This window comes from Corynebacterium urinipleomorphum (assembly GCF_900155535.1).
GTDB lineage: Bacteria > Actinomycetota > Actinomycetes > Mycobacteriales > Mycobacteriaceae > Corynebacterium > Corynebacterium urinipleomorphum.
In genome coordinates, this window is sequence record NZ_LT706965.1 from 465,012 (window position 1) to 483,486 (window position 18,475).

Sequence of the window (18,475 nt, forward strand, 5' to 3'; positions counted from 1 at the left end):
CCAACTAGACCAAGCGGTATAGACTCACCGTCATGTCTCGTCTGCTCTTCCTGTCCCTGCGCGACGGCGCGATCGGCCCTGAGGTCTCGCGTGCCGAATACCACGACGTCCTCAACGCAACGGGGCTTGCAACCGAGCAGGTCGAGCGACGGTTGATCCCCGACCAGCACACTCCACTGGGCGACCTCGAGGGCTTTGACGGCATCATCGTGGGTGGCAGCTCGCTGAACATCACCAACGAGGAGTGGTCACCGTGGCAGCACCACGTGGACAAGGTGCTCTCGGAGGTCGTGGCCGGGCCTCGCCCAGTCTTCTTCGTCTGCTTCGGTCTGAGCTGGCTCACGCACCACCTCGGCGGCGCTGTGGCGCACACGCATCCGGAGGCGGCGGGGCCGACCGTCGTTAAGCTTCTGCCCGAGGCTGAGAATGACCCGCTCGTGGCGGGTCTTCCGGAAGAATTCACGGCGCTGACGGGTCACACAGAAAACGCGGAGCCACTGCCAGCGGAACTTGAACTGCTCGCCAATGGCCCCACATGCCCCGTCCAAATCGTCCGCTACGGTGACCACGTCTGGGCGACGCAGTTCCACGCGGAGATGGACCACGCCGCGATGAAAGCCCGCATGGACTTCTTCTACGACTACGGTTACTTCCCCGCCGCGGAATACGACACGATCGTTGCTTCGCTTCCCAGCGTGGACACCACGTACGCGAACGAGCTTCTGCGCCGTTTCACCGCGTACTGCGGCGTGAACAACTGAGCTAGGCCTGGGAAACGGCGGTGTCACCGTCCTCGAACTCGAACGGGTTCGGCTGAAGGCCGCCCCGATCCACGGCGTCGACGATGACCTCGGCGACAAGCTCGCGCGAGGTGGTCGAATCCGCATTGCGTGCGCTGGTGAGCACGTTCAACCCCTTCGACGGCTCGTCGGTCAGACGCGTCGGACCCAGGATCGTGAACGGCAGGTTCGATTCAAGCAGGCGCTTGTCCACAGCCTTCTTGGACTCCACGTACGCGTACCAGGATCCACCGTCGTCCTCAGCGGTCGCTTCCGTCGAGCCGGCGTAGGAGACCATGATGAAGTGCGGGGCGAACTCCCCAAGTTCCTCGAGGGCGTCGACGGCTTTCAGTGCCGCGTCGCGGTCGACCGCGTAGGTGCGCTCGGCGCTGCCGCCGCCTGCACCCGCTGACCAGACAACAGTGTCGAACGGGGTGATCAAACGGGCCCAGCCCTCTTCGTCGAGGGTGGTCAGGTCTTGGACGATGACGGTGGCGCCGGCGTTGATAAGCTGCTGCGCGTGGTCCGGATTGCGCACGAGCGCCGCGACCTTGTGCCCTGATTCGATGAGCAGAGGAACCGTGTGCTTGGACACGTTGCCGCCCGCACCGAGAACGAGAACGAACTTGGCTGTGTCTTGAGTGTTTTCTTCGTGGGTCATGCATCCCACGCTAGCCATGTCCGCCCGATTGTGCCCGAGTCGTACTATTGGACGCATGTACGCCATCATCACCACTACCGGCCCCGACCGCGTGGGCATCATCGCCGGCGTCGCGCAGGCCGCAGCCGACCACGACCTGAACATCGTCGATGTCTCACAAACGATCATGGACGACTTCTTCACGATGATCATGCGTGCCGAACTTCCGTCGGGCGGCTTCGACCTGGCGGGCTTGCAAGACACGATGGCTGCCTTGGGCAAGGAACTCGGCGTGGACATCCGCGTGCAGTCGGAAGCGCTGTTCACAGCCATGAACGAGGTGTAGCGCCGGTGGCTAACGAGCTCAATTTCAAGGCCTCTAACATCGTCGACGTCATCTCGATGATCGAGGACTACCGCCTGGACATCCGCACCGTGACCATGGGCATATCGCTGATTGGCTGCACGCGCGCGACGATGGAAGCCACCGCGCAGGCCGTTTACGACCGCGTGACCACGCGTGCGGCTCGTCTCGTCGAGGTCTGCGAAGGCATCGAGCGCGAGCTGGGCATCCCGATCGTGAACAAGCGCGTCTCGGTCTCCCCCATTGCGCTTGTCGCCGCGGGTGTGGACGGCAATCCGGCCGACATTGCCCGCGCGCTCGACCGCGCCGCGACCGAGCTGGGCGTGAACTTTATCGGCGGCTATTCCGCGCTTGTGGAAAAGGGCGCGACGGAAGCGGATTCACGGCTGATCCACTCCATTCCGGAAGCACTGTCGGAGACGAGCTTCGTCTGCGGTTCCGTGAACGTGGCGTCCTCCCGCGCGGGCATCAACATGGATGCCGTGAAGACCATGGGACACGTGATCAAAGACGCCGCCGAGCGCACCGCCGATGAATCCTCCATCGCCTGCGCCAAGCTCGTCGTCTTCGCCAATGCTGTCGGCGACAACCCGTTCATGGCTGGGGCATTTCACGGCATCGAGGAGCCCGATACGGTCATTTCCGTCGGCGTTTCCGGCCCCGGTGTCGTCGACCGCGCCATCACGCCTCTTTCCGGCAAGTCGCTGAACGAGGTCGCCGAAGAGATCAAGAAGGCGGCCTTCAAGATCACGCGTGCGGGCCAACTGGTGGGCACCCTCGCCGCCGAACGTCTCGGTGTCCCGTTCGGCATCGTGGACTTATCGCTCGCCCCTACCGCCGAGGTCGGCGACTCTGTCGCCCACATCCTGGAGCACATGGGCCTGGGCCGAGTGGGTACGCACGGCACGACTGCGGCGCTCGCGCTGCTTAACGACGCTGTCAAGAAAGGCGGAATGATGGCCTGCTCCCGCGTCGGCGGTCTGTCGGGATCCTTCATCCCGGTGTCCGAGGATCAGGGCATGATCGATGCCGTCCGTTCCGGAGCCATTTCCCTGGACAAGCTGGAGGCGATGACGGCGATCTGCTCCGTCGGCTTTGACATGATCGCTATTCCGGGCGACACTCCTGCAGCAAGCATTGCCGCAATGATTGCCGACGAAGCTGCCATCGGCGTGATGAACCACAAGACCACCGCCGCTCGCCTCATCCCTGTTCCAGGCACAAAGCCCGGCGACGAGGTGAACTTCGGTGGTCTGCTCGGCTACGCGCCAGTGATACCGGTCAACGAGTTCCCCAGCGGTGACTTCATCGAGCGCGGCGGTTTCATCCCCGCGCCCGTGCACGGCTTCCGCAACTAGCGGTAAACCCGCGTTTACTTCTTCTTGTTCTTTGCGCCGCTGCGCTTCTTGCCCACGGTGAAGTAGCTTGCCCAGCCGATGGTGTTGGCGGCGCCGATGAAGGTGGTCCAGAACCACTTCGGGCCGCGGAGGTGGTTGGAGTCGGTGCGGGCGAGGTCCCACAGAGCGATGCCCTTGGCCGCGGTGTCAATCGCGCCGATGATGCCGGCTGCGGTCTTCTCCTTCTTGCTGAGGGACTTCCAGGCTTCGAGTACTGAATCAATCGGGTTCATGCGCCCCATCATATTCTCTCGGCGGTCTGCACGGTGCAGCGCAGGCCCCTCCGCCCCCGTGGGGCGGACGAAATTTAGTGGGGCGAGGATGCATGCGAGGGGCCTGCTACCCGCTACATTCATTGTGGTGACCACTCACCGTCCTTTCCTGTTGCTGAGCACCCGACCCGAAGACGAAGCCGCGGCCGAAGAGCTTGAGAGCTTCGCCACCGCCATGAAGGTACAGATCGGCGACATCGAGCAACGTCGCCTCGAAGTGGAGGAGCTCGGCCGCGTCGACCTCGACGCGTACTCCGGCGTGCTGCTCGGCGGCAGCCCGTTCAACAACCTCGAGCTGCGCAAGTCGCCGTTGCAGCTCCGGGTGGAGCGTGAGATCGGCACACTCGTCGCAGACTGCATCGACCGGGACTTCCCTGTTCTGGGCGCCTGCTACGGCATCGGCGCCATCGGCACGGTCATCGGGGCGACGCTGTCAAGCGAGTTCGCTGAGGAAGCCGGCCCCGTCACGGTCGCCCGCGCTGAAACGGAAGACGCAGTTCTGGGCGGCACGCCGGAGAGTTTCGACACCCTCGTCGGGCACAAGGAGGCGCTGGCAAAGCTTCCCGACCACTCCCGCGTGACCGTCCTAGTCACCGGCGATGCCTGTCCCACCCAGATGTTCCGGGTCGGCCAGAATGTCTACGCCACGCAGTTCCACCCGGAGCTCACGGCGGAGGCGCTCGAATTCCGGCTGCGGCTCTACGCGCACCTCGGCTACACCTCGACCGAGACCTTCGAATCGCAGATCGCGCGAGCCTACGACTTCGACTACACGGCTAACAACCAGATCCTGGCTAATTTCGCGGCGCGCTACCGACGCTAACAAGCCCCGCGTTAGATGAGACCCGATAGGTCGCGCACCACCGTGAAGTTCCGGTTGTCAGTGCGGTAGAGGGTTCCCTCCGGCAGCACACCGTGGGACGACCAACGTTCGGGAACCATGCGGCCGCGGACGCGGGCGGTATCCGGCCGGTGGCTGGTGACCATGTAGCCGCCGGTGTACAGGTCAATCAGGGTGTAGACGTTAGGGAACTCACCGCTCGCCGGGGTTTCCAGGAAGTCGACGTTCGTGGCAATGTGGCCCCGGCTGCGCCGCCCGCGGTGCGTGTGCCCGCCAAGGTGCAGGAACGCACCTTGAGCTGACGCTTCAATGTGCTCCACCTGGGTAGCGCTGCGCTTATCCATGAGGAATGGGCGCGAGCCCCAAGCCGTGGCTGCTTGTTCAAGTGAAAGCGGGTGGTGGGACATGACGATCGTCGGCACGCTGGGATCTGAAGCCATCTCTGCGCGGAACGCTTCCATCTGGGAGGGGCGGATCGTGCCTCCGGCCGAGTTTTCGGCCATCGACGAATCCAGCCCGACGATGCGCAGGTTGCCTCGACGGGTCACCCACATCTGCTGGTATGGGAGATCGAAGTAGTCGATGACGTTGTCGTAGAACGGTTCGGACGCAGAGGATCCGGAACTCGCCTCGAGCTCCTTGGGTAAAAGTGTCCCCGTCTCGTATGCGGCGCGTGGATCCTCGCTCGCTCGGTGCGGCCGGTCGTGGTTCCCGCGGGTGAGGAAATAATCGACCTTCTCACGTCCATACCCGTCAAGGATCTCTTTCGCTTTCCTCAGCTCATGCGGGCGTGCCTCCGAAGTGAGGTCGCCGTTGACTAAGAGGATCGAGGGGGCGGCGGCCTTGATTTCGGCGAGCTCGTCCTCGAGCATGAAATAGCTGTACGGCGTTTCGTCCGTACCTACAACGAGGTGCTCGCCCAATCCGACATGGGTGTCATTGAGCACCGCTACAGTCTGCACATAGTCCCCAGGTGGACGGGTCAGAGTAGTGAAGAAGCCGTCGCGCGTCATCGGGTCGATCAGCTTCGTCGCAAAGTAGTTCGGGACGGCTCGTACCCCGTTGCTGCGGGCTTCGAAGCGGTAGGTGGTTCCGGGCACCAGCCCGCCGATTCGCATCTGGTGGTACCCCGTGGGCGAGGCGTCGTAGTGCACCTGAGCGCTGCCGTCCGGAAGGTCTGCCCGACTTATGCGGACCTCGGAATCAGCGGGCACGGCATCTTGCTCGGTGAAATACGGGAAGTGCCGTTTCGCGTACGTCATCCATGCGATTGTCACCGACGTATCGGTGATTGTGACAATGTGCAGATCGGCCGCGTACAACTCGGCGTGCCGCCGGGAGGAACTCGACTGCGCGGATGCTTCCCCGACGCCAATGCTTATCGACGCCCCCGCAACCGCCGACCCCATCAAGAAAGCCCGCCGAGACACCGGGGATCCAGCGTGAATGGAAGATCCGCGGGTTACGCTGCTGTTTTTCGATGTCGCCACGGCCTTAAACTAGCACCGGCCGGGCACGCGCGCAGTGCGGGAGCCCGCCCTACGCGAGCTCCACGATCTCCATGTATTCGTCGCTCCACATGTCCTCGTCGCCTTCGGGCATGATGATCACGCGTTCCGGCTCGAGAGCACGCACAGCGCCCGGATCGTGGGTGACTAGGACGACGGCGCCGGTGTAGGTCTTCAACGCATCGAGGACCTGTTCGCGGGACTGGGGGTCAAGGTTATTGGTGGGCTCGTCGAGAAGCAGCACGTTGGCGCGGGAGGAGACGAGCGTGGCTAGGGCGAGGCGCGTCTTCTCGCCGCCGGACAGTGTGCCGGCGGGTTGCTCGAGCTTGTCGCCACTGAACATGAACGCGCCGAGCAACCCGCGCAAGTCTTGCTGTCCGGCGTCGGGGCAGGCCTCGATGGTGTTCTCCCACACGGACTTGGAGCCGTCGATCGTGTCGTGCTCCTGCGCGAAATACCCGAGTTTGAGGCCGTGGCCCGTGACCAGGCCGCCCTCCCCGTCGGTGCGCTCCACTCCGGCGAGGAGTTTGAGCAGCGTCGTCTTGCCTGCGCCGTTGGTACCCAGCACGACCACGCGCGAACCTTTGTCGATGGCAAGGTCCACGCCCGCGAAGACTTCCAGTGAGCCGTACATCTTCGTCAGCCCCTTACCAAACAGCGGGGTCTTACCGCACGGCGCGGGCTCGGGGAAGCTAATCGACGCCACCTTGTCCGCCACCCGCACCTCATCCAGCTCGTTCATCATGCGGTCGGCGCGGGCGAGCATCTGCTTGGCGGCTGCTGCCTTAGTGGCTTTCGCTCCGAGTTTCGCGGCCTGCTTCTGCAGGGCGGATGCCTTTTTCTCCGCGTTCGCGCGCTCGCGGCGGCGGCGCGCCTCGTCCTCGGCGCGGGCATCCTTGTACTTGGAAAAGCCCATGTTGTACACGTCGGCTTCACCGCGGACAGCGTCGAGGAACCAGACTTTGTTGCACACGGCATCGAGGAGCTCGACGTCGTGGGAGATCATGATCAGTCCGCCTTCGTGCTTGGACAGGAAGTCCCGCAACCAGGTGATGGAGTCGGCGTCGAGGTGGTTAGTGGGCTCGTCGAGAAGCAGTGTTGTCGTCGACTTGCCGGCGCCGTCGTTGGCGGCAAACAGAATCTGGGCGAGCTCGACGCGGCGGCGCTGGCCACCCGAGAGCGTTTTCAGCTGCTGGTCGAGGACGCGCTCGGGCAAACCGAGGTTGTCGCAGATCTGTGCGGCCTCGGCATCGGCTTCGTATCCCCCGAGGGCCTGGAACCGTTCCTCGAGGCGGGAATACTTCGAGATCGCCGCGTCGCGCTTCGATCCGTCCTCGACCTCCATGATCTCCTGCTGCCGCTCCATGGAGGAACGGATCTGGTCGAGGCCTCTCGCCGAGAGAACACGGTCGCGCGCAGTCTGCTCGATATTGCCCTCACGGGAATCCTGCGGCAGGTAGCCGATATCCCCGGAGCGCGTCACCGATCCCCCGTAAGGCTCCGTCTCCCCCGCCAGGATGCGCATCGTGGTGGTCTTGCCGGCACCATTGCGGCCGACGAGCCCGATGCGGTCGCCCGCCTGCACGCGGAGGTGCTGGCCAGGGGCGTTCAGCAAAGTGCGGGCGCCGACACGGACTTCGAGGTCGTTGGTGACAATCACAACCGGTCAGTGTACCGCCGCAGACACGCTGCCCACGAAGCGGTCACGTGGCTAACCCGAGCGCCACGAGCAGCGCGGCATTGATCTTTCTAAGCGTCGGCAGGGTGACCGCTCCACCGAAACGCGGGTCATCATCGAGGTAAATGGTCTCTAAATCGTCGCAGATGACCGAACCAACCAGAGGGTCTCCTGCCTCGAGCTCCACAATGCTCGGCAGCGGTGGTTTAGGTGTGGTGGTCACGCGCGCAACGAGCGCACTCCCCAACGCCCGGTTACGCGAGTTGTTCGACACCACGAGCCATGGCTTCTCCCCATAACCGAGGTCCAGCCAATAAATTTGCCCCCGCAGAAAGATCATTGCTGAGCCTGTTCACGTCGATCTGCGCGAAGTTTACGGCGGGCGCGGGTCGCGTCCTTGTACGAGACCTCCTCCTCGAGCAGCTGCTGGGCGTACGCCTCGTAGGCGGAATCCAAGGCCCGCTCTCTCACCGAGCGTGCGCCCAGCGCCACAAGCTCGGCAATCGCCTGGGACTCCGAAAGGTTGGCAGGCATCTGGCCGAGGGCGTTTTCCAAATATTCGCGTTCTGGGCTGCCCGCCTCGCGCAGACGCTGAACGACGTCCAGATCTTCGGGCGTCAGGGCCACTGATTTGCGGGTGGTGGAAGCAGTCATGGCTAAAGCATAGAGAACGCGCTTCACCGAATGCAACAGTTTCTGCAGCATCCTGTGAAGCGCTGAGGCGGTTGTCCTACACCGCGAAGCCGAGGGCGCGCAGCTGCTCGCGGCCCTCCTCGGTGATCATGTGCGGCCCCCACGGCGGCATCCAGACCCAGTTGAGCGTGATCGCGTCGACGGTGCCGGAGCCGACGGCAGCCTGCTCTGCCTGCTCCTCGATCACTTCGGTGAGCGGGCACGCCGGGGAGGTCAGCGTCATGTTGATCACGGCGCGGTTCTTCTCCCCTTCCTCCTCAATCCAGATGTCGTAGACGAGGCCGAGGTCGACGACGTTGATGCCCAGCTCCGGGTCGATCACGTCGTGGAGGTACTCGGCCACATCCGCGGCGAGCTGGATCTGCTTCTCGGTCTGCTCGGGGCGCTCGCCGGGGCCTTCAAAGCTTGAGGAGCTGGAAAAGCCCGACGCATCCTGGGCATCCTGCGCGGCCTGCGCGGTGGCAGTGTCGGTGGGCGCGAGTTCGCCGTTCTCGTCGACGGCGTTGTTGTACGTGTTGTCGGTGTCCATGAGTAACTCCTAGTTGTTCTCGAGGTTCGTGATCGCGTCGCTCGTCGCCGCCTGGAACGCCTTCCACCCGAGTAGCGCGCACTTCACGCGGGCCGGGAATTTAGCCACGCCGGCAAAGGCGATACCGTCGCCGATCAGGCCAGCATCGCCTTCCTTCTCACCCTTCGAGGTGATCATGTCCTCGAAGGCGTCGAGCTTCTTCATCGCCTCAGCGACCGGCAGCCCGATCACTTCTTCGGTGAGCACGCTTGTCGACGCCTGCGAGATCGAGCACCCCTCCGCCTCATACGAGATGTCCTCGACGGTGTTCCCGTCCTCGGACAGGTGGACCCGGAGTGTGAGCTCGTCGCCGCAGGACGGGTTGACGTGGTGCACCTCCGCCTCGTAGGGGTGGCGCAGGCCCGCATTCTGCGGGTTCTTGTAGTGGTCGAGGATGACCTCTTGGTACATCGACTCTAGGTTCATGCTCTTCTTTCTCTACTTGGGCGTTTGTTGGCCGATTGGCGTTGTCAAGTTCCGGTTTTACCCTCGGTGCAACGGCGCTAGGCGCCGAAGAATTCCTTGGCGGCGTGGATCCCGTCGACTAGCGCGTCGATTTCTTCCTTCGTGTTGTAGAGGTAGAAGCTGGCGCGGGCAGTGGACTGAGCATCGAGGCCGCGGTGTGCGGGCCACGCGCAGTGGTGGCCGACGCGGATGCACACGCCCTTGGAATCCAGCACCTGGCCGAGGTCGTGAGGGTGGATGCCGTCCACGACGAAAGAGATCGCTCCACCGCGCGAGTCGGCGGTCTGCGGGCCGGCGATACACAGTCCCCCGATCTCCTTCATGCGCTCAAGTGCGTACGCGGTGAGCTCGTGCTCGTGCGCGGCGATATTCTCCATTCCGATCTCATTCAGGAAGTCCACTGCTGCCCCTAGCCCGACAACCTGGCTGGTCATCTGGGTGCCAGCCTCAAATCGTTGCGGCGCGGGAGCGAAGGTGGACTCCTCCATCCGCACCACCTCGATCATGGATCCGCCGGTAAGGAAAGGCGGCAGCTGATCGAGGAGCGAACCCTTGCCGTAGACCACGCCCACACCGGACGGGCCGCACATCTTGTGGCCGGAGAACCCGGCGAAATCTACGTCGAGCGCGTGGAAGTCGACCGGCTGGTGCGGAACTGATTGGCAGGCATCGAGCACCGTGACCGCGCCGACGGCCTTTGCGCGGCGGACGATCTCGGCAACATCCGGGATTGCTCCCGTGACGTTGGACTGGTGAGTGAAGGCGACCACCTTGACAGTCTCGTCCAGCTCCAGCGAGTCGAGGTCGATGCGGCCGTCCTCGGTCAGGCTGTACCACTTCAGCGTGGCACCGGTGCGGCGGGCCAGCTCCTGCCAGGGAACGAGGTTTGCGTGGTGCTCCAATTCCGTGATCACGATGGTGTCGCCTTCGCGGACTTGGAGGTCGCCCGCGCGGTCGTCGCCAAGCGTGTATGCCACGAGGTTGAGCGCTTCGGTCGCGTTCTTTGTGAACGCGATTTCGTGCCCCTCCGCCCCGACGAAACGGGCGATTTTCTCGCGCGCCGACTCGTACGCGTCGGTCGCCTCCTCCGCGAGCTGGTACGCGCCGCGGTGGACGGGCGCGAAGGTGTTCAACACGAACTCCTCCTCCGCGCGCCAGACTCGCTCAGGGCGCTGTGACGTGGCGCCGGAATCCAGGTAGACCAAGGGAATGTCCTCCCGCACGGTGCGCTGGAGAATGGGAAACTCCGCGCGGATAGCGTCGGTGTTCAGTGTTCCGTCGGTGTTCACGTACTGCGTCATGAGCTCGGTTTTCGTCTCGTTTGTTTCGGTTGCGGATGGGATACAAAAACGGCCGGCGTATGGTGAGGCCGGCCGTTGTGGAGGGTTTAAACGAATGCTTCGTAACCCTCGGCCTCGAGCTTCTCAGCCAGCTCGAAACCGCCGGAGTGCTTGATCACGCCGTCAGCGAAGATGTGCACGTGATCCGGCTTCACGTAGTTCAGGATGCGCTGGTAGTGGGTGATCATGAGGATGCCGCCGTTGGTCTCGTCCTGGTAGCGGTTGATGCCCTCAGAGACGATGCGCAACGCGTCGACGTCGAGGCCGGAGTCGGTCTCGTCCATGACGGCGAACTTCGGCTTCATCAGGGACAGCTGCATGACCTCGTGGCGCTTCTTCTCGCCGCCGGAGAAGCCCTCGTTGACGGAGCGCTCGCTGAACGACGGGTCGATCTTCAGCTCGTCGCGCACTTGGTTGAGCTCCTGCACCCATTCGCGAAGCTTTGGTGCCTCGCCGCGGACGGCGGTGACAGCGGAGCGCATGAAGTTGGAGGAGGACACACCCGGCACCTCAACCGGGTACTGCATGGCCAGGAAGAGGCCGGCACGTGCGCGCTCGTCGACTTCCATCTCGAGGATGTTCTCGCCGTCGAGAAGCACCTCACCCTCGGTCACCTCGTAGGACGGGTGGCCGGACAGCGTGTAGGCCAGCGTGGACTTGCCGGAGCCGTTCGGGCCCATGATGGCGTGGGTCTCGCCGGAGTTGATGGTCAGGTTGACGCCCTTGAGGATCGGGGTGGGATCCTGGCCTTCCTCGAGCGGGAGGACCGAGGCGTGGAGGTTCTTGATTTCCAGAGTAGACATAGAACTCGTTTCTCTTTCGTCTTAAAAGGTTATTGCCTTGGCCAGGGCCCTACAGGTTGACCTGCTCGAGCTCGCCGGACACACGGTTGATCAGCTCTTCGCGCACGGACTCGACCGGGATGCGGTTGAGCACCTCGTTGAAGAAGCCGCGGACGATGAGGCGGCGTGCCTCGCCGTCGGGAATACCGCGGGACTTGAGATAGAACAGCTGCTCCTCGTCGAAACGGCCGACCGTCGCGGCGTGGCCCGCACCCGGGATGTCGCCGGTCTCAATCTCCAGGTTCGGGATTGCGTCAGCGCGAGCACCGTCGGTGAGAACGATGTTGCGGTTCGCCTCGTAGGTGTCGGTGCCGGACGCGTTGGAGCGGATGAGCACGTCGCCGACCCAGCAGGTGCGGGCGTCGGGCAGCTTGGAGTCCTTGTCGCCCTGCAGCGCGCCCTTGTACAGCACGTTGGAGCGGCAGTACGGGTGGTTGTGGTCCACCAACAGACGGTTCTCGATGTACTGGCCGTCGTCGGCGTAGTACACACCGGTCAGCTCGACGTCGCCGCCGGAACCCGCGTACTTCACGCGCGGGGTGTTGCGGACAACCTCGCCGCCGAAGGTGGCCACGGTGTGGCGCAGGACAGCATCGCGGCCGACAACGATGCTCTGGGCACCCACATGCACGGCGTCATTGTTCCACTCCTCGTCGACGATGACGTTGACGTGGGCGTTATCGCCGATGACGAAGTTGACGTTGTCGGCGTGTGTGCCGGAGCCGGTGTACTGGACGATCACGGTGGCGGTGGCGGACTGCCCCACTTCGACGTGGACGCCCGCGAAGGTGGTGGCGTCGTCGCCGGCACCGGTGGTGGTGATCACCACGGGCTCAGACAGTTCGGCGTTGGCCGGGACGGTCACAACGGTCGCGCTGGGCATGGAGGTCCACGCCTGCGCGGCGATGCGGTCGGTGGGGGCGGTGACGGCCTTCAGGCGGTCGTCGTCACGCGAAACCTCCTCGACGGTGACCTCAGAAGGTGCCTTCACGTCCACCTTCGCGTCGGTCTGCTCGGCGAACTTGCCGTTGTGCAGGCCGCGCAGACGGCGCAGCGACACGAAACGCCAGACCTCGTCGCGGCCCTGCGGAACGTCGAAGTCGTTGACGTCGTACGAGGCGAACAGGTCGCCCTTGTTGTCGTGGAAGGTCGCGTTACCCACGCGCTCCTTCTTAGCTACGGTCTCGGTCAATTAACCCACCGATCCTTCCATCTGCAGTTCAATGAGGCGGTTGAGCTCCAGCGCGTACTCCATCGGGAGCTCCTTAGCAATCGGCTCGATGAAGCCGCGGACGATCATCGCCATCGCGTCTTCCTCAGAGATGCCGCGGGACATGAGGTAGAACAGCTGCTCCTCGCTCACCTTGGACACCTTCGCCTCGTGGCCCAGGGTCACGTGGTCGTTGCGGATGTCGTTGTACGGGTAGGTGTCCGTGCGGGAGATGTTGTCCACCAGCAGAGCGTCGCACTCGATGTTGGAGGTGGAGTTCTTCGCGTTGGCGTTGATCTGCACCAGACCGCGGTACGCCGCACGGCCGCCGTTGCGGGAGACAGACTTGGACACAATGTTGGAGGAGGTGTTCGGCGCCATGTGGACGACCTTCGCACCGGTGTCCTGGGTCTGGCCCTCGCCGCAGAACTGAGCGGACAGCACCTCGCCGCGGGCGTTCGGGCCGGTCATCCAGACAGCCGGGTACTTCATGTTCACCTTGGAGCCGATGTTGCCGTCGACCCACTCCATTGTGGCGCCTTCCTCGGCGCGGGCACGCTGGGTGACCAAGTTGTACACGTTGTTGGACCAGTTCTGGATCGTGGTGTAGCGGCAGCGCGCGTTCTTCTTCACGATGATCTCCACCACGGCCGCGTGCAGCGAGTCGGACTGGTAGATCGGCGCGGTGCAGCCCTCGACGTAGTGGACGTAAGCGTCCTCGTCGACGACGATCAGGGTGCGCTCGAACTGGCCCATGTTCTCGGTGTTGATGCGGAAGTAAGCCTGCAGCGGGATCTCCACGTGAACGCCCTTGGGCACGTAGATGAAGGAGCCGCCGGACCACACAGCCGCGTTCAGGGCGGAGAACTTGTTGTCGCCGGCCGGGACGACGGAGCCGAAGTACTCCTTGAACAGCTCGGGGTACTCGCGCAGACCCGTGTCGGTGTCCACGAAGATCACGCCCTGCTCCTCAAGGTCCTCGCGGATCTTGTGGTAGACCACCTCGGACTCGTACTGGGCGGCCACACCAGCGACGAGGCGCTGCTTCTCGGCCTCCGGGATGCCCAGCTTGTCGTAGGTGTTCTTGATGTCTTCCGGCAGGTCTTCCCAGCTCGTCGCCTGCTTCTCGGTGGAGCGGACGAAGTACTTGATCTGGTCGAAGTCGATGCCGGACAGGTCCGGACCCCAGTTCGGCAGGGGCTTCTTGTTGTAGATGTCCAGTGCCTTCAAGCGCTGCTCGAGCATCCACTCCGGCTCATTCTTGGCCTCGGAGATGGTGCGCACAACATCCTCGTCGAGACCGCGGCGGGCAGCGGAACCTGCCTCGTCAGAGTCGTGCCACCCGTAGTTGTACGGGCCCATGGACTCAATGATCTCGTCGTCGTTCATCGGCTTTTCCAGGCCGGGTGCGGGAGTCGTACTAGTCATCGTCTCCGCTCCTTTCGCATTGTGGTTCCTCCAGCTTGGGTGCTCCTTGCGAGGCTGATGTGCGTCGTGCACACGCCGTCTCCGTTCGCGATCAGTGCCAACGGGGCGACAGTTGAGCCCACCAGCTCCGCAATTAACTCATGTTCAGCTTCACAGATTTCCGGGTATTCGGCCGCGACCGCATGGACCGGGCAGTGATGCTGGCACAGTTGCAGACCCGAGCCTACGTGGTTCATTTCAGCGGCGTAACCATGGGCTGCGAAAGCGTCCGCGACGTGGTTCGCGGCCTCAGTCACATCCTCGGCACCACGGGTTTTCCGCTTATCGACGTCCCCCGCCACCCCCAGCATCCGCTCCGCCCGCTTGCGCGCGAGCCGCTTCACGGCTTCGCGGCCACCGAGTTCTTCTACTTCGGCAAAGGCGGCGAGTGCGAGCTCGTCGTAGCCGTTGCCGAAGCGGTCGCGGCCGCTGTCCGTGAGACGGTAGTGCTGGGCTGGCCGTCCCCGCGCGGGCTTCCCCGCGGGCGACTGGGCTGGAGCGTCGCATGCCTCCACTAGCTCGGAATCGAGCAACTTGTCTATGTGCCGGCGTACACCGGCAGGTGAGAGACCCACTTTCTCCGCGAGGCCGGCCGCCGTCGCCGGGCCGGACTGGAGCATGCACGACATGATGCGCCTGCGGGTCTGACCTTCGGTCGACCGTTGAGCACCTGCCATTACTATTGCCCTGCCCTTTCCTTCAGAATGCGCCGTTGGCCCGCTCTTGCGCGGGGTCCCACAACCTTTAGACAACACTAGTGTGCGTTAATTTCCGTCTTTCTTCAAGGGTGCCGTTGCACTCTTAGCCCCTGTCCGCCCCGCGGCGCGGGCAGTCACCTTCCAGCCCGGTTACTCACGGGTTTTGTACACTACGTCTGTGAATTCGGAGCCCCGCGCAGACAACTCAGCCCTGGCCGCAACGGCCCCGGGTGACGCCGCTCAGCGCAGTCGCGGCCGCTCACGCGTTGTGTCCGTCACCAGAGAGCTCCCCCGCTTCGGCCGGCCCGGTTCCCGCTCCGCGGAGCTTCACGCCGGTTCGCTCGGCGGGTCGTCCCCGATCTCGCCACCTTCCGCTGCTCCCTCTATGCGTGAGCGGAACCGCTTCGAGGTGCTGCGTGTTCTAGGGCTCATGGGCACCCTCCTCATCGCGCTCGGCGGGCTCGGGGGCGGCGCCTTACCGGTGGTCGACGCGTCCGCCACCTCCTTCACGTCGCTCCCATTGGGGGCGTGGATGGGGAGGATGATGTTGGCGTCGTCAAGCGTGGTGCTCGTAGGCGTCGTCTTCCTCGTTGTGGCCTGGCTGCTCATGGCCGTGTTCGTCGGTGCGGGTGGCGGGCCAGCCCGCGTCGGGGTGCCGACTTTGCTGCGCACATTCGGCGCATGGATCCTTCCGCTCATCTTCACCGCCCCGCTGTTCACGCAGGACATTTATTCCTATCTCGCGCAAGGCGCGATCGTTGAGCGCGGGATGGACCCGTACGCGGCCGGACCTGTCGAGCTCCTCGGCCACGAAGACCCGCTCGCGCGCAGCGTGCCGTTCATTTGGGCGGAATCGCCCTCGCCATACGGCCCCGTGGCTCTCGGAATCGCTAAAGTGATCGCGCAGATCACGGGGTCCTCGATCTTCTGGGGCGTGATCTGCCACCGTCTCGTGTCACTGCTGGGCGTGGCAGCGGCAGCGTGGGCGATCGTCGCCTTAGCGCGCCGCTGCGGTGTCAATCGTTCCGCCGCTGTCTGGCTGGGGGTGCTCAACCCGCTGGTTGTGCTGCACCTCATTGGTGGAATTCACAACGAGGCCGTGATGATGGGCATTCTGCTCGTGGGTCTCGAACTGGGTTTGCGCGGTGTCGACCGGCTGGATGCCGCAGCGGGTTGGGGCCTGCTTATTGCGTCCGGGGTTTTGATCAGCTGCGCGGGAATGGTCAAAGTGACCGGTTTCCTGGCTCTCGGCTTCGTCGGGATGGCACTTGCGCGCCACTGGGGCGGCATCCTCGGAATTGCGCGCGCCGTAGCGGTCCAGTCAACGGTGATGATCGCATCCGTTGCCGCCGCCACCGCCATCACCGGGATCGGGCTCGGGTGGGTGACGGGACAAGGCGGTGCCGCAACGATCCGCAGCTGGCTATCGCTCACCACCGATATCGGCGTGATCTCCGCGTTCATCGGCCAGCTGCTCGGTCTCGGCGACCACTCGGAGGCTGCGCTTGTCGTGACTAGGACGTGCGGGCTGCTCATCGCCGCCGGCTTCGTCGTGCGCATGCTGTGGGCGACGTACAAAGGCACGATTCACCCCGTTGGGGGGCTCGGCGTGTCCACGCTCGTGCTTGTCTTCCTTTTCCCTGTCGTCCACCCCTGGTATCCCCTGTGGGGCATCATGCCGCTGGCTGGCTGGGCTAACCGCACCTTCTTCCGCGCTGGTACAGCCGCCTACTGCGCGCTCTTCAGCTTCACCGTGCTCCCCCGCGGGCTCGCGCTCCCTCCGGCGGCGGTGGCGACAATTTACGTCAATGCTCTGCTCGCAGTCCTCGTTATCGGTGCCTGTGCATGGGCGTGGTTCCGGATTCGTAGTAAAAAAGTTCTACACTAAGCGCGATGAAACTTGCACGATCCACAGGCTCAGCCAGCCACTCGGTGCCGCGCGAGACTACCGCGGCAGGGTCGTCAGCGGCGCTCGAGCTCCACGACGTGGTCAAGACCTTCGGGTCCACGACCGCTGTCGACCACCTGTCATTCACCGCGCGCCGCGGCGAGGTCCTCGCGTTGCTGGGCCCCAACGGTGCCGGTAAGACCACGACCATTGAGATGTGCGAGGGCTTCACTGCCCCAACAAGCGGCTCGATTTCTGTCTTGGGAATGGATCCGCAGCGCGAAGGCGAGCAAGTCCGCAAACGGATCGGAATCATGCTCCAAGGCGGCGGTTCCTATTCCGGTATCCGTGTCAAGGAAATGCTCGAATTGACCGCTTCCTACAACGCGCATCCACTCGATCCGTCGTGGCTCATGGACATCCTCGGCCTGAACAAGGTGGCAAAGACAACGTACCGCCGCTTGTCGGGAGGCCAGCAGCAGCGTCTTTCGCTCGCGCTGGCATTGATCGGCCGGCCCGAGCTCGTCTTCCTCGACGAACCGACAGCCGGCATGGACGCGCAATCCCGCCACGCAGTCTGGGGGCTCGTCGAAGCTCTCAAACGCGACGGCGTCACAGTCATCCTGACCACCCACCTCATGGACGAAGCGGAACGCCTCGCCGACAACGTGGTCATCATCGACCGCGGTTCCGTTGTCGCATCGGGCTCGCCGCAAGAGCTCACGGACACCGGCGACCACCCCGCCCTGCACATCCGCACCGACCGTCCGCTCGACCTCACGGCGGTCCCCGCCGAAGCATCGCTTATCGACGACACCCCCCTCACCTACCGCCTACACTCCGCCGGCGACCCGCAGGCTATAGCCGCGATCGCCTCCGAAGCTGCACGGCAGAACGTCCTGATCAAGGAACTCGGTCTACACCACCGCACCCTCGAGGACGTCTTCCTTGATCTCACCGGCCGGGAATTGAGGCCTTGATTCATATGAGCACTACTGCTGAGAAATTCGCGCCGGGCACGTTCACCCCGGCACCACAACGCTCTAGCGCCACGCGAATGATCGCTGCGCAGGGCCGCATCGAAGCTCTTCTCTTGCTGCGCCACGGCGAACAAATCCTCGTGAACCTACTCATCCCCGCGGCCATCCTGATCGGTGCGGCGCTGGTGCCGGTGCTCGGTGAGCAGACCAGCTTGGAGCAGATCGTCACCATGGTTTTCTCTATCGCCGCTGCGTCCGCCGGCTTCACAGGGCAAGCGATCTCCCTGGCTTTCGACCGCAGATACGGCGCATTGAAACGCACCGGCGCCTCCGGTGTTCCCGCGTGGACGATCATCGCTGGCAAGGTGCTGGGGGTTCTAGCGACTGTGCTGGTCCAAATCGTGGTGCTCGGTGGAATCGCCCTCGTCCTTGGTTGGCGAGTCTCTGCGGGCGGTGCTGTCCTCGGGTTTATGACTTTGCTCGCCGGTGTCACCACCTTCACCGCCTTGGGTTTGCTGCTCGGAGGGACCCAGTCCTCCGAGATCGTCCTCGCCTGCGCCAACTTCATCTGGCTGGTCATGCTCGCTGTTTTGGGCTGGGTGGTGTATTCCGGCAATCTGGGCACCCCGGGCGTGTGGGACCTCGTTCCCTCGGTCGCGCTCGCCGATGCTATGGACGGTGCCCTCGCCGCCACCATCCACCCTTGGGCATGGCTGTCCCTCATCGGGTGGGCCGTTTTCGCCGTCGCGGGAACTATCCGGTGGTTCAGATTCGACGGATAAGATGACCGGACCGCAGAAACACTCGCTCATACTCGACCACAATCACGTGAAAGGCACGATCTG

At 63.9% G+C, this 18,475-nt stretch carries 20 protein-coding genes; 7 read left to right on the forward strand and 13 right to left on the reverse strand.

The window, feature by feature from the left end; translation table 11 throughout:
* The first annotated feature begins 32 nt into the window (after positions 1-32).
* Positions 33-761: a glutamine amidotransferase gene (locus tag CZ338_RS09340; protein WP_087117944.1), complete on the forward strand. Its 729-nt coding sequence runs from the start codon at positions 33-35 to the stop codon at positions 759-761.
* A 1-nt stretch (position 762) separates the two neighbouring features.
* Here the strand turns inward: CZ338_RS09340 and CZ338_RS09345 are convergent, their stop codons facing one another.
* Positions 763-1,440 (reverse strand): SDR family oxidoreductase, encoded by a 678-nt coding sequence (locus CZ338_RS09345; RefSeq protein WP_087117945.1) that lies wholly within the window; start codon positions 1,438-1,440, stop codon positions 763-765.
* A gap of 55 nt (positions 1,441-1,495) precedes the next feature.
* Here CZ338_RS09345 and CZ338_RS09350 point away from each other — a divergent pair, with 55 nt between their 5' ends.
* Positions 1,496-1,765, forward strand: coding sequence for an ACT domain-containing protein (locus CZ338_RS09350; RefSeq protein ID WP_087117946.1), 270 nt, complete (start codon positions 1,496-1,498; stop codon positions 1,763-1,765).
* A gap of 5 nt (positions 1,766-1,770) precedes the next feature.
* Positions 1,771-3,141, forward strand: a complete 1,371-nt coding sequence (locus CZ338_RS09355) for a PFL family protein (RefSeq protein ID WP_087117947.1) — start codon at positions 1,771-1,773, stop codon at positions 3,139-3,141.
* Between the two features lie 14 nt (positions 3,142-3,155).
* On the opposite strand, the gene CZ338_RS09360 is transcribed toward CZ338_RS09355, so the two are convergent.
* Positions 3,156-3,413, reverse strand: coding sequence for a hypothetical protein (locus CZ338_RS09360; protein ID WP_087118235.1), 258 nt, complete (start codon positions 3,411-3,413; stop codon positions 3,156-3,158).
* A gap of 127 nt (positions 3,414-3,540) precedes the next feature.
* Between CZ338_RS09360 and CZ338_RS09365 the strand changes: the two genes are divergently transcribed.
* A complete protein-coding gene (locus tag CZ338_RS09365) occupies positions 3,541-4,275 on the forward strand; it encodes a glutamine amidotransferase-related protein (RefSeq protein WP_087118236.1) in 735 nt (244 codons plus the stop codon).
* Between the two features lie 11 nt (positions 4,276-4,286).
* On the opposite strand, the gene CZ338_RS09370 is transcribed toward CZ338_RS09365, so the two are convergent.
* The 11 genes from CZ338_RS09370 to CZ338_RS09420 form a co-directional block, all read right to left on the reverse strand.
* Positions 4,287-5,702 carry a metallophosphoesterase gene (locus CZ338_RS09370; RefSeq protein ID WP_087117948.1) on the reverse strand — a complete coding sequence of 472 codons (1,416 nt, stop codon included), beginning with the start codon at positions 5,700-5,702 and terminating at the stop codon, positions 4,287-4,289.
* 130 nt (positions 5,703-5,832) lie between these two features.
* The gene (locus CZ338_RS09375; RefSeq protein ID WP_087117949.1) at positions 5,833-7,461 is read right to left on the reverse strand and encodes an ABC-F family ATP-binding cassette domain-containing protein; all 1,629 of its coding nucleotides are present in this window, start codon (positions 7,459-7,461) and stop codon (positions 5,833-5,835) included.
* Between the two features lie 43 nt (positions 7,462-7,504).
* A complete protein-coding gene (locus tag CZ338_RS09380) occupies positions 7,505-7,819 on the reverse strand; it encodes a type II toxin-antitoxin system PemK/MazF family toxin (RefSeq protein WP_087117950.1) in 315 nt (104 codons plus the stop codon).
* A complete protein-coding gene (locus tag CZ338_RS09385; RefSeq protein ID WP_143341299.1) occupies positions 7,816-8,133 on the reverse strand; it encodes a hypothetical protein in 318 nt (105 codons plus the stop codon). The genes CZ338_RS09380 and CZ338_RS09385 overlap by 4 nt, the downstream gene beginning before the upstream one ends.
* A gap of 76 nt (positions 8,134-8,209) precedes the next feature.
* The gene (locus tag CZ338_RS09390; protein ID WP_087117952.1) at positions 8,210-8,701 is read right to left on the reverse strand and encodes a metal-sulfur cluster assembly factor; all 492 of its coding nucleotides are present in this window, start codon (positions 8,699-8,701) and stop codon (positions 8,210-8,212) included.
* Between the two features lie 9 nt (positions 8,702-8,710).
* Complete coding sequence (gene sufU, locus CZ338_RS09395; protein WP_087117953.1) at positions 8,711-9,166, reverse strand: Fe-S cluster assembly sulfur transfer protein SufU; 456 nt, start codon at positions 9,164-9,166, stop codon at positions 8,711-8,713.
* Positions 9,167-9,243: 77 nt separating this feature from the next.
* Positions 9,244-10,506, reverse strand: a complete 1,263-nt coding sequence (locus CZ338_RS09400) for a cysteine desulfurase (RefSeq protein ID WP_087117954.1) — start codon at positions 10,504-10,506, stop codon at positions 9,244-9,246.
* An 86-nt stretch (positions 10,507-10,592) separates the two neighbouring features.
* On the reverse strand, positions 10,593-11,348 hold the full coding sequence (gene sufC / locus CZ338_RS09405; RefSeq protein ID WP_087117955.1) for a Fe-S cluster assembly ATPase SufC: 756 nt from the start codon (positions 11,346-11,348) through the stop codon (positions 10,593-10,595).
* A gap of 49 nt (positions 11,349-11,397) precedes the next feature.
* A complete protein-coding gene (sufD, locus tag CZ338_RS09410; protein WP_087117956.1) occupies positions 11,398-12,579 on the reverse strand; it encodes a Fe-S cluster assembly protein SufD in 1,182 nt (393 codons plus the stop codon).
* Positions 12,580-14,025: a Fe-S cluster assembly protein SufB gene (sufB, locus tag CZ338_RS09415; protein WP_087117957.1), complete on the reverse strand. Its 1,446-nt coding sequence runs from the start codon at positions 14,023-14,025 to the stop codon at positions 12,580-12,582.
* Complete coding sequence (locus CZ338_RS09420; protein WP_087117958.1) at positions 14,022-14,741, reverse strand: helix-turn-helix transcriptional regulator; 720 nt, start codon at positions 14,739-14,741, stop codon at positions 14,022-14,024. Before CZ338_RS09420 ends, sufB begins: the two co-directional genes overlap by 4 nt.
* A 289-nt stretch (positions 14,742-15,030) precedes the next feature.
* Between CZ338_RS09420 and mptB the strand changes: the two genes are divergently transcribed.
* From mptB to CZ338_RS09435, 3 genes are read left to right on the forward strand one after another with little or no spacing between them, the layout of a single operon-like run.
* Positions 15,031-16,650, forward strand: coding sequence for a polyprenol phosphomannose-dependent alpha 1,6 mannosyltransferase MptB (gene mptB, locus CZ338_RS09425; RefSeq protein WP_087118237.1), 1,620 nt, complete (start codon positions 15,031-15,033; stop codon positions 16,648-16,650).
* A 5-nt stretch (positions 16,651-16,655) separates the two neighbouring features.
* Entirely contained in the window at positions 16,656-17,630 is a 975-nt protein-coding gene (locus tag CZ338_RS09430) for an ABC transporter ATP-binding protein (RefSeq protein ID WP_087117959.1), read from the forward strand.
* Positions 17,631-17,635: 5 nt separating this feature from the next.
* The gene (locus CZ338_RS09435; RefSeq protein WP_087117960.1) at positions 17,636-18,412 is read left to right on the forward strand and encodes an ABC transporter permease; all 777 of its coding nucleotides are present in this window, start codon (positions 17,636-17,638) and stop codon (positions 18,410-18,412) included.
* The last annotated feature ends 63 nt before the right edge of the window (positions 18,413-18,475 follow it).